This window comes from Nocardia carnea (assembly GCF_029869215.1).
In the GTDB taxonomy this organism is placed as follows: domain Bacteria; phylum Actinomycetota; class Actinomycetes; order Mycobacteriales; family Mycobacteriaceae; genus Nocardia; species Nocardia carnea_B.
In genome coordinates this window covers 1-9,511 of record NZ_JARWPM010000065.1, presented here as the reverse complement: position 1 = coordinate 9,511, position 9,511 = coordinate 1, and the positions used below count along the sequence as shown (strand labels likewise).

The window sequence follows — 9,511 nt, the reverse complement described above, 5'->3', positions numbered from 1 at the left end:
GGGGGGGGCGGGGGGGGGTTTTACCCGGTCCCCGGGGGGGCGCGGGGGCGCCCCGGGGTCTGGCCCGGGGGGGGGGCGCGGCCCCTGCACCCGGGCCCCGGCTGGGGGCGCCGGACCCTTCAGACCGGGGAACCGCATACTCGACAGGCTGCCGTCGGGGCGGCGGACATAGTCGTACATGATCCCGTCGAAGCCCAGTTCGGCCGCCTCCACTGCGAGCGCGATGTTGTAGCCGCGGACGTCGGGATGAGCGAAGTTGGTGAACGCGATCGCGCCGTAGTGGCTGGAGTACGGCTGCCGGGCCGGGTTCTGCACCACCCAGTCCGGGCGGCCGTGGTGCCAGGCCCATTCGGCGAGCGTCGGATCGCGGAACGCGACGATCCGCCCGACCACCTGTACGCCCATATCGTGCAGGTGCCGCAGTGCCGCCCGCGCGTCGTAGATCGGGGTGGCGGCGCCGGTGGTCCGGGCCAGCGGCACCTGCGAGGCGTACCCGACGACGCCGTCCTCGTCCTTGATATCGAGTTGCACGGTATCGATGCGACCCTGCCGGGCCAGGTCCAGCACGGCCTCGCGCATCGGCGCGTACGACCAGGCGTGCGCGGTGACATGCACGGCCCGCATCCGGGGCAGGTCGATTCCGGTGGTGAGCGCGCGGGTGGTGGCGTTACCCGCCGCGTCGACGGCAACGACCTCCGCTCCGGTGGGGCTGTGCGGCAGTTCGCTCACGAAGCTGCCGTCGGGGCCGGGGGTCACCGAATGCGCACCGATGGAGATCTGCCGCGCATCCGGTGCCCGGCCGCGGACGGTGACCGGATCGCGGTACGAGGTGACGGTATCCGGTTGTGCCACTTCGAGTTCCGGGGCCGCGGTGTCGACGGTGAAGGTCGCGGTGGCGCCCGGTCCGTCGCGCAGCCATCCGGTGATCCCACCGGGCGGGATCTCGGCGGTGAAGGTGTGCTCGCCGTCGCCCAGGCCTTCCGGCCCGTAGAGGACGGATGTGCCCTCGACCCGGCCCGTGACGGGCGAACCGTCCATTGTGAGCCGTACCGCGTGCGGATCATGACCGGTGGCGTCCACCCGTAGCGTCAGGTCCCGCAGCGCCGCCGCGCCGACGGGCCCGTCCGGGAGGCCGCTGAGCGGCAGATCGGGGGCGGGGGAACGGCCGGCGCCGAGACCGGCCGATACCAGCAGAACGATGACGACGACACCGAAAACGAGGGCAGCCAACCGTTTCCGATCGGCCGCCCGGACCCGCACGAGCACAACAACGCACCAACTTCCAGAACAGCTTCCCGCCCACTATGGGCGAGTCCCGCCGGGCCCCGATCTGTTTCGCGGAGATGAACCGTAAATCGTTGCCGGCACGTAATATCCGGGCGATGGTGCGGTACCCGGGGAAGTATGTTCGGGTGGTCGCGGCGGCACTGGTGTGCGCGGTGGCCACGGCCTGCGGAACAGCGGGGGAGCCCGCCGCGGCGGACCTGCCACCGACCGGCTCGGTGCCGCCACCGGCGCCGCCCGCCCCGCCCGACCCCGCGGCCGTCGGTGCCGACGAACTGGGCGAGGTGCCGATCCTCATGTACCACCAGGTGACCGCGAACCCGTCCGGTGAATACGACCAGAGCCCGGCGGAGTTCCGCGCCGAGCTGGACCGGCTCCACCGGGAGGGGTACCGGCCGATCACTGCCGCGCAGTACATCTCCGGCGAGATCGATATCCCGGCCGGCACCCATCCCGTGGTGCTCACCTTCGACGATTCCACCGGCAGCCAGCTGCGCTTCACCGCGGCGGGTGAACCGGCCCCGGACTGCGCGGTCGGGGTGCTGGAACGGTTCGCCGCCGAACACCCGGACTTCCCGGCCCGCGCCACCTTCTACGTCAACAACGACCCCTTCGAAGCCGACCCGCGCGCTTTGCCCTGGCTGGCCGAACACGGCTACGAGATCGGCGCGCACACCGCCACCCACCCCGACCTGGCCGGACTCGATGCCACCGGCGTGCAGCGTGAGCTGGCCCAGAACGTCCGCGCCGTCACCGCTGCGGTACCGGGTGCGCAAGTCCGCACGATGGCGTTACCGCTGGGCAGCTCCCCGGCCGACCCCGCGCTCGCACTCGCCGGGACATGGGGCGGCATCACCTACCGCTTCGATGCGGTGATGCTGGTCGGCGCGAACCCCGCGCCCGCTCCGTTCGCTGCGATGGATCCGGTCGCGGTGCCCCGGATCCGGTCCGGGCTGGGCGCGGTACCGTTCGATTCCGCCTACTGGCTGGATGTGTTGGCAGCCGACCCGGCCCGCCGCTACACCTCTGACGGCAACCCGGAACGCATCTCGTACCCGCGCGCATCGGCAAGCCGGCTCGCGCCGCGGTGGGCCGAGCGGGCGTATACCTACTGACCCAGAAGTACGAACCGCCCGAAATCAATCGGGAAGGCGGCGCATCTCGATGACCGTGAGACCGAGGTTGTCGATGCGGGCCAGGATGCCGCGCACCCCTGTCGGGTCGGTGATCGGACCCGACAGCACCGTGGTGCCCTGGGTGTGGCCGCCGGTGAGTTCGGGGAAGGCGGCGAGTGCGCGTTCGGAGAGTTCGCCGTCGATGGTGAACTGGTATCGCATCGCCGTCTCCTGCCTCGTCCGGACCGGGTTGCGGCGGCAGGCGTCGCCGCGTCGGAAAGAAGTGTGCTCCGTGGCCTCGGGCCCGCACATCGTCCGCACCGGGTGAAAGCGGCCCGCGGCGGGTCAGAGCAACCCGCTGCGCCGCGCTTCCTGCAGTGTTTCCATCCGTGAACGGGTGCCGAGTTTGGCGTAGATACCGCGCAGATGCGTTTTGACCGTATTGATGGAGACACTGAGATCGTCGGCGATGTGCTGGGTCGTGCGGCCCGAGGGCAGCTGCTGCAGGATCCGCAGTTCGGTGGCCGTCAGCGGTGGATGCTGGACCCGCCGTCGCGACCGGTGCCCGGCCCGGACGCTGTCGGCGAAGGCGCTGCAGTGCCCGAAGCAACCGGCGTAGTAGTCGAGCAGATCGATGGTGCCGGGGACATCGAAGAACGGCCGGGCGATGCGGTGCGTGGCACCGATCCGCAACGCGTTGTCCACGGCTTCCCGGGTCTTGGCGTCGTTACCCAGATGATGGTGGGCGCGGGCATACAGCAGCCAGGCGGTGATACGGGCGACCGGATGCGTGGCCGGCTGGGTCAGCACCGGTTCCACCTGGCCGATCACCGCGTGGTGATTGCCGCCGAGAGAGGTGAGCGCGGCGGTGGACAGGACGGTGTCGGGGGTGACGCCCAGCACGGTCCGGCCGCGCTCCACCAGCCGGCGGGCGGCGGCGGACTCGTTGGCCCCCAGCAGCGCCCACACCGCGGCACTGAGCAGTCCGCCACCGAGCACGGGGGCGGGGTCGGCGTCGAGGAGCCGGCCGATACTGCGGCGCAGCCGGTCGACAGCGGCGGCGCGGTCCGCACCACATTGGCAGTCGAGCAGGCTGCCCACCACATGCGGCAGCCAGCCCGCCACCGGACCCGGCGTACCGTCGCGCCGGATGTGCTCGGCGCACAGGATCCGGATCTGCTCCGGCTGCGGATCGGAGCCCTGCAGGTAGGCGCCGTAGGCCTCGAGGGCGGTGGCGTGCACGGTTTCCGGGAGATCGAGCAGATCGTGGTCGCGGGCGATGGCGCAGGCCCGTTCGGCGCGCTGGCGCATGGTGGTGATCGACCCCGCCAGTCCGGCGGTGACGGCCAGCCTGGTCACCGCGATCAACCGCAACCGCGGATGACAGCGGGACCGGGTGCGGCTCAAGGCGATCCGCAGCCGTTCCTCACCGCGGGCGAGTTCGCCGCGCAGCGCGAGCGCCGTACCGGTGGTGACGGCGAGGTAGCCGTCGAGATCGGGGCGGTCGGCGGGCGGCATCCGCTCCGGGAATACGATCGGCTCGGTATCGGCGCCGGTCGCCACGGCCAGTTCGGCGTCCACGGCCGCGGTCAGGGTTTCCAGGCGGTAGGGCCCGGCCAGGGAATGCGGGTCGTCGTCGGCGAGGATGCGGGCGCTGTCCCGGTAGGCCTGCGCGGTACCGCTACCGCCGTGCAGAAGCGCGTCGGTGGCCTGCAGCAGTCGCAGGAACGGATCGGTCAGCACATCGGGGGCGCCGGCGGCCAGCGCGTCGAACAGCGATTCCCCGTGGTCGGCGAACACGAGGGCCAGCGCGTTCTCCGCCAGGAACGACCCCAGCGGCCGATGATCGGGTACCGCGAGCAGATGCGCCAGCGCGGCCTGCAGTTCCCCGATCGCGGTGAGCCGGCGGGCCGCCCGCAGATGCAGGTCGGCGCACAGGTCTTGTCCCAGCCGGTTCGCTTCGGCCAGGAAATAGGCCCGCAGCATCGGATGGTAGGAGTACCAGACCCGGCCGCCGCGGGAGAGCGAGGTCATCGGGAAGTTGATCCGGTCGAGCTCGTAGAGCAGATGCGCGGACCCGCCGCCGACGAGATCGTCGGCGAGTTGTTCGGTGAACTCCTCCGGCACGCTGGTGCAGGTGAGGAAATGCCGCAGGGCGGGGGAGAGCGTATCGATGAGTTCCCCGACCAGAAGATCGGCGAACGCATGCGGCGGCCGGGCGAGCGCGGTGAGCGCGTCGGCTTTCTCGCCCGGACTCGCGGTGAGGTAGATCGCGGCGATCCGGACCAGCGCCGCCCAGCCCTCGGTGAGGTCCATCAACGTACGCAGCGCCTGCGGGTCGAGGCCGCAGTCGTGCCCGTCGCACAGGCGGGCGGCCTCCTCGGCCGAGAGGGCGAGATCCTGGGCGCTCCAGCGGGTCAGCCGGGACTGCAGCTGGAGGAGATGCCAGCGGATCGGCGGTTCGAAACGGGCGCAGACGATGGTCGTCAGTGTCGGCGGCGCGTACTGCAGGAAATATTCCAGCCCCGCCAGCGCGAGGGGGTCGGTGATGAGATGCGCGTCATCGATCACCAGCACCGTCGGTTCCGCCTCGGCCGCCAGGGCGGCCAATATCGAATCCGCTTCACCCACCCCGGCGGCCGGCTGCCCCGACCCCGCGGCCCGCACCCCCAGCCGGGACCGCAACTCCGGCCACAGCGCGGTCTGATCGCGCACGGTGAGCCAGGCGATCCGGGCGTCCGGCCGGACGCGCGGCAGATGCGTTGCCGCCCAATCCGCTACCGCCACGGTTTTCCCGACCCCCACCGCACCGCAGATGAGCAGCACCCCGCCGTGGCGGCGATCCACGACGGCGTCGAGGCCGGAACGCAGCCGCGGCCGCGGTACCGGATCGAAGGGGAACACCGGGATATGCGATCGCGGCCGGGCTCGCGCTATCGGGCGGCCCGTCGGATCCAGTGTTGGCGAAGTGGTCACGGTGCCTCCCGAAGAAAATTCCCGAAACAGCACTAGCACGCACTCGGCCGCAGCCTACCCGAGCAGAGGGCACCCTCAGCGGCACCTGAACCAACCTGTTACCAGCGCGTATCCGGGAATATTCATCCGGATCGGGTGAGTCGCAGCGCCGCCCACCCGCCCTAGCGTGGAGCAGATCCCCACCCCGGGGACCGAGGGATCCGACGTAAGCGAGGTGGACCGTGTCGTTCTGGGAAGCACTGTGGCTGGTTGTCGTGAGCTTCGCGTTCATCGCCTATCTGCTGCTGCTGTTCTACATCATCGGCGACCTCTTCCGGGACCGTGAGACCTCCGGCTGGGTCAAGGCGATCTGGGTGGTCTTCCTGATCGTGCTCCCGCTGCTGACGTCGCTGGTCTACCTGATCGTCCGGGGTAAGGGGATGACGCAGCGGTCGATCACCGAGGCACAGCAGGTGCAGGCCGCGGAGAAGGAATACATTCAGCGGACCGCGGGTACCAATCCGGCCGCGCAGATCTCGGAGGCCAAACGGCTGCTCGCCGAGGGCACCATCACCGAAGGCGAGTTCGAACGGCTCAAGGCCAAGGCCATGTCGTGACCGCCGGGCCCCCGAAGGCACCGCAACCCACGGTGCCCGGGCCCGGCCAGTGGGCGATTCCGCGCGGTTTGATCGTGCTGCTCGTGGCGGCGGCCACGGTGGTCGCCGTAACAGGCGCGAAAGCCTTTTCCGGCGTGCTGGGCCCGGTGTTCCTGGCGTTGATGCTGGCCATCGCCGTACAACCCATCCAGCAGTGGATGCAGCGCAGCGGCCGGCCCGCCTGGCTGGGCATGCTCGCGGCGCTGGTGGTGGTGTACCTGATCCTGCTCGGACTGGTCGCGGCATTGGCGTTGTCGGCGGCGCAGCTGGCCACCGCACTACCGGACTACACCGATCGGTTCGCCGCTCTGCTCGGGCAGATCCAGGATCTGCTGGCGCGATTCGATATCGATCGGGAACGGATCGATCACGCGCTGAGCGGAATCGATTTCGGCAAACTGGTGGAGCTGTTCGAGGATCTGCTGCGCGGGCTGGCCGGCGCCTTCTCCAATCTGGTCTTCGTGGTCACGCTGCTGCTGTTCATGCTGTTCGACGGCATGAGTATCGGCCGCCGGATCGGTGTCCTGCGCGGTATGCGGCCCGATATCGCGCAGGCGCTGGAGTCGTTCACCGCCGGTACCCGCAAATACCTGGTCGTCTCCACCGTGTTCGGGCTGATCGTGGCGGTGCTCGACGGTGTGGCGCTGTGGTTGCTGGCGGTGCCGTTCCCGCTGCTGTGGGCGCTGTTGTCGTTCATCACCAACTACATCCCGAATATCGGATTCGTCATCGGGCTGGTGCCGCCCGCGCTGCTGGCGCTGCTGGACAGCGGCGTGACCATGATGATCTGGGTGATCGTGCTGTACTGCGTGTTCAACGTGATCGTGCAGTCGGTGATCCAGCCCAAATTCGTCGGCGACGCGGTCGGGCTGAGCGTCACGATCACCTTTCTCTCGCTGGTGTTCTGGTCGTGGGTGCTCGGCGCGCTGGGCGCGCTGCTGGCCATCCCGCTGACCCTGCTGGCGAAGGCGCTGCTGTTCGATATGGACCCCTCGACCAAATGGATGGATGTGCTCATCGGTGAACGCGTCCCCGGACGTGCACAGCGGCCCGGCACCGAATCCGCGGGCCCGGCACCGGAGGAAACCGGTTCACCCGGCCGGGGTGAGGCGGGCCCGCCCCGCGACCGGCCACAGTCGTAGCGCTGCGCTCGGAAGGAGTGGAGATGACCACCGCAGAGCAATACACCGCCACAGTCCCCGTGCAGTCTCCGATAAAACCGGGTTTCGCGTCGTCCGCCTCGATCGCCGCGGCGGTCCTGTTGCTCACCGTCGGCACGTTGTCCCTGTTCGAGGGGATCGCCGCGGTCGCGCGCGACGACCTGTTCGTTCTCGGCGGCGCCTACACCTACGAGCTGGACATCACCACCTGGGGCTGGATCCATATCGTGCTCGGTGCGTTGCTGATCGCTGCGGCCCTGGGCCTGATCACGGGAAGAACCTGGGGCAAGGTGCTGTCCATCGGCTTCCTCGCGCTCACGATCATCGCGCACTTCCTGAGCCTGCCGTACTACCCGTGGTGGTCAACGCTGGTCATCGTTCTGAGCGTGGTGCCGATCCGGGCGATCGCCACCTGGCACCCGCAGGACTGAGGACCGCTCCCGCGCCGATCCGTCCCGCGCAGGCCACCTACGAAGAAGGGCACGGTGAGTTGTGAGCGACCCGGCTACCCGGCCGACCGGCACCTCCGGCGGAAGCCGGGTCCGGGCCTTTGCCGCCCAGCTGTTCCCCTCGCTGCACGGCTATCGGCGTAGCTGGTTGCGGCCGGACGTCCTCGCCGGCCTGACAGTGTGGGCGGTGCTGGTGCCCGAGGCGCTGGCCTACGCGACGATCGCGGGCGTGCCGCCCGTGGTGGGGTTGTACGCGGCGGTCCCGTCGCTGGTGCTGTACGCGCTGGCGGGGAGCTCCCGGCATCTCGTGGTGGGTCCGATGTCGGCGACCGCGGCGCTCTCGGCCGCCCTGATCACGCCGCTCGCCGGTGCCGACGGCGGCCGCTATCTCGCCCTCACCACCGCACTCGCCCTCGCCACCGGGGTAGTCGGGTTGCTGGCCGGTCTGCTGCGGCTCGGTTTCCTCGCCTCGTTCATCTCCGAGCCGGTGCTGAAGGGTTTCATCGTCGGCCTGGCACTGGTGATCATCATCGGCCAGGTACCGAAACTGCTCGGCATCGACAAACACGAGGGAAACTTCTTCGAGCAGCTATGGGGCGTACTGACCGGGCTCGGCGAGATACAGTGGCGCACGCCGCTGGTCGGTGGGCTGAGCTTGATACTGGTGCTCGCGGTACGGAAATGGCTGCCGATCGTCCCGGGCGCGCTGCTCGCCGTACTCGCCGGCATCCTGGCCGTGGCACTGTTCGGCCTGGACACCGAGGGCGTGGATATCGTCGGCCCGATCGACTCCGGATTGCCCGTCCCCGGGTTACCCGGCGGCGTGGCCTGGCACGACTACCTCGATCTGCTCGGGCCCGCGGTGGGGGTACTGCTGATCGGGTTCGCCGAAGGGCTGGGCGCCGCCAAAACCTACGCCGCGAAGGCCGGCTACGACATCGAACCCAACCGTGAACTGTCCGGCCTCGGCGCGGCCAACCTCGGCGCGGGCTTCTTCTCCGGGATGGTGGTCAACGGCAGTCTGTCCAAAACCGCGGTCAACGGGTCGGCGGGGGCGAGAACACAGGTGAGTGGTCTGGTGGTGGCGGTCCTGACCGTCCTCACCCTGTTGTTGCTCACCGGGCTGTTCGAACAACTCCCCGAAGCGACCCTGGCCGCGGTGGTGATCGCGGCAGTCGTCGAACTGGTCGATATCGGGGCATTGCGCCGGCTCTACCGGGTGTGGACGCAATGGCTGGGCCATATCTACGGACGCGCCGCCCGTGCCGATTTCCTCGCCGCGATCGCCGCGCTGCTGGGTGTGCTGCTGTTCGATACGCTGCCGGGTCTGCTCATCGGCGCCGGGGTCGCGATAACCCTGCTGGTGTACCGCGGCTCCCAGCCGCATATCGCGGTCCTCGGGCCCCGCGACGGCCTGTGGCTCGACGTCCACCGCCACCCGGGTCTCGCGCGGAAACCGGACCAGCTGGTGGTGCGGGTGGAGGCCGGGCTGTACTTCGTCAACGCCGACCATGTGCGGCGGCGGATCGAACAATTGTGCACCGAGCACACCAGGCTGGTCGTGCTCGACGCCGAAACCTCCCCGGCCATCGACGTCACGGCCGCATCCATGCTGGTCGATCTGCGCGACAGCCTCGCCCACCGCGGTATCGACTTCCGGATCGCCCGCTCGATCGGCCAGTTCGGAGACGAATTGACGGCCGCACAGCCGGGACCTCACCGGATTCCGGTGTTCGCCAGCGTCGCCGCCGCAACGGCCGAACCACCGCGGGCAGCCGGGAGCACTGATCCACGCTGACCGCCGGGACAGCGGCCGTGGGGGGGCCCCCCCGGGGCCGGCCCCCCGCGCGCGGGGGGGGCGGGGGCGGCCCCCCCCCCGAGAAGAAGGCCCC

Annotated in this window: 8 protein-coding genes; 5 read left to right on the top strand and 3 right to left on the bottom strand. The window is 69.9% G+C overall.

What is annotated here, in order from left to right:
* A partial coding sequence (locus QH276_RS03020) for a putative glycoside hydrolase (RefSeq protein WP_280406593.1) occupies positions 1-1,266 on the bottom strand: 1,266 nt, incomplete at its 3' end.
* 116 nt (positions 1,267-1,382) lie between these two features.
* On the opposite strand from QH276_RS03020, the gene QH276_RS03015 reads away from it, so the two are divergent.
* Entirely contained in the window at positions 1,383-2,399 is a 1,017-nt protein-coding gene (locus QH276_RS03015) for a polysaccharide deacetylase family protein (RefSeq protein WP_280399608.1), read from the top strand.
* 24 nt (positions 2,400-2,423) lie between these two features.
* Here QH276_RS03015 and QH276_RS03010 read toward each other — a convergent pair whose 3' ends face one another.
* On the bottom strand, positions 2,424-2,621 hold the full coding sequence (locus QH276_RS03010; RefSeq protein ID WP_280399609.1) for a hypothetical protein: 198 nt from the start codon (positions 2,619-2,621) through the stop codon (positions 2,424-2,426).
* Positions 2,622-2,744: 123 nt separating this feature from the next.
* The gene (locus tag QH276_RS03005; RefSeq protein ID WP_280399610.1) at positions 2,745-5,375 is read right to left on the bottom strand and encodes a LuxR C-terminal-related transcriptional regulator; all 2,631 of its coding nucleotides are present in this window, start codon (positions 5,373-5,375) and stop codon (positions 2,745-2,747) included.
* Positions 5,376-5,596: 221 nt separating this feature from the next.
* Here QH276_RS03005 and QH276_RS03000 point away from each other — a divergent pair, with 221 nt between their 5' ends.
* From QH276_RS03000 to QH276_RS02985, 4 genes are all read left to right on the top strand, one after another.
* Positions 5,597-5,971: an SHOCT domain-containing protein gene (locus QH276_RS03000; protein ID WP_280399611.1), complete on the top strand. Its 375-nt coding sequence runs from the start codon at positions 5,597-5,599 to the stop codon at positions 5,969-5,971.
* On the top strand, positions 5,968-7,152 hold the full coding sequence (locus QH276_RS02995) for an AI-2E family transporter (RefSeq protein ID WP_280399612.1): 1,185 nt from the start codon (positions 5,968-5,970) through the stop codon (positions 7,150-7,152). Before QH276_RS03000 ends, QH276_RS02995 begins: the two co-directional genes overlap by 4 nt.
* 23 nt (positions 7,153-7,175) lie before the next feature.
* Positions 7,176-7,601, top strand: coding sequence for a DUF7144 family membrane protein (locus QH276_RS02990; protein WP_280399613.1), 426 nt, complete (start codon positions 7,176-7,178; stop codon positions 7,599-7,601).
* A gap of 130 nt (positions 7,602-7,731) precedes the next feature.
* Positions 7,732-9,417, top strand: coding sequence for a SulP family inorganic anion transporter (locus QH276_RS02985; protein WP_280399626.1), 1,686 nt, complete (start codon positions 7,732-7,734; stop codon positions 9,415-9,417).
* Positions 9,418-9,511: the final 94 nt, after the last annotated feature.